General features: G+C 45.6%; 1 protein-coding gene. It reads right to left on the reverse strand.

Annotated elements, in window-relative coordinates; genetic code table 11:
- Positions 1-2 precede the first annotated feature (2 nt).
- A partial coding sequence (gene tuf / locus JEP40_RS18935; RefSeq protein WP_198624806.1) for an elongation factor Tu occupies positions 3-1085 on the reverse strand: 1083 nt, incomplete at its 5' end.

A 1085-nucleotide genomic window follows, 5' to 3' on the forward strand; every position in this document is an offset into this window, starting at 1 on the left:
AATTAACCTAATACTTTAGCAACAACGCCCGCACCTACTGTACGGCCACCTTCACGGATAGCGAAACGTAAACCGTCGTCCATCGCGATTGGGTGAATCAGTTCAACGATCATGTTGATGTTGTCACCTGGCATTACCATTTCTACGCCTTCTGGTAATTCGATAGTACCAGTTACGTCAGTTGTACGGAAGTAGAACTGTGGACGGTAGCCTTTGAAGAATGGAGTGTGACGACCACCTTCATCTTTGCTCAGAATATAAACTTCTGATTCGAATTTAGTGTGTGGCTTGATTGAACCTGGTTTAGCCAGAACTTGTCCACGTTCGATTTCTTCACGTTTAGTACCACGCAGAAGAACACCAACGTTCTCACCTGCACGACCTTCGTCAAGTAATTTACGGAACATTTCAACGCCAGTACAAGTTGTTTTAACGGTTGGTTTGATACCAACGATTTCAACTTCTTCACCAACTTTAACAACACCACGCTCAACACGACCTGTTACTACTGTACCACGGCCTGAGATTGAGAATACGTCTTCGATTGGTAACAGGAATGGTTTGTCAATTGCACGCTCTGGTTCTGGGATGTATGAATCCAGTGCTTCTGCTAATTCAACAATTTTTGCTTCCCACTCAGCTTCGCCTTCCAGTGCTTTCAGCGCTGAACCACGGATTACTGGAGTGTCGTCACCTGGGAAATCGTACTGAGACAGAAGTTCACGAACTTCCATTTCTACTAATTCCAGTAACTCTTCATCATCTACCATGTCACATTTGTTCAGGAATACGATGATGTAAGGAACACCAACCTGACGACCTAACAGGATGTGCTCACGAGTTTGTGGCATTGGGCCATCAGTCGCAGCAACTACCAGGATAGCTCCGTCCATTTGCGCAGCACCAGTGATCATGTTTTTAACATAGTCGGCGTGACCTGGGCAGTCTACGTGTGCGTAGTGGCGAGTTGGAGTGTCATATTCTACGTGTGAAGTAGAGATGGTGATACCACGAGCTTTTTCTTCTGGTGCGTTATCGATTTGATCGAATGCACGAGCAGCACCACCGTAAGTTTTAGCTAAAAC

The organism is Proteus vulgaris, assembly GCF_016239305.1.
GTDB classification, from domain to species: domain Bacteria; phylum Pseudomonadota; class Gammaproteobacteria; order Enterobacterales; family Enterobacteriaceae; genus Proteus; species Proteus vulgaris_C.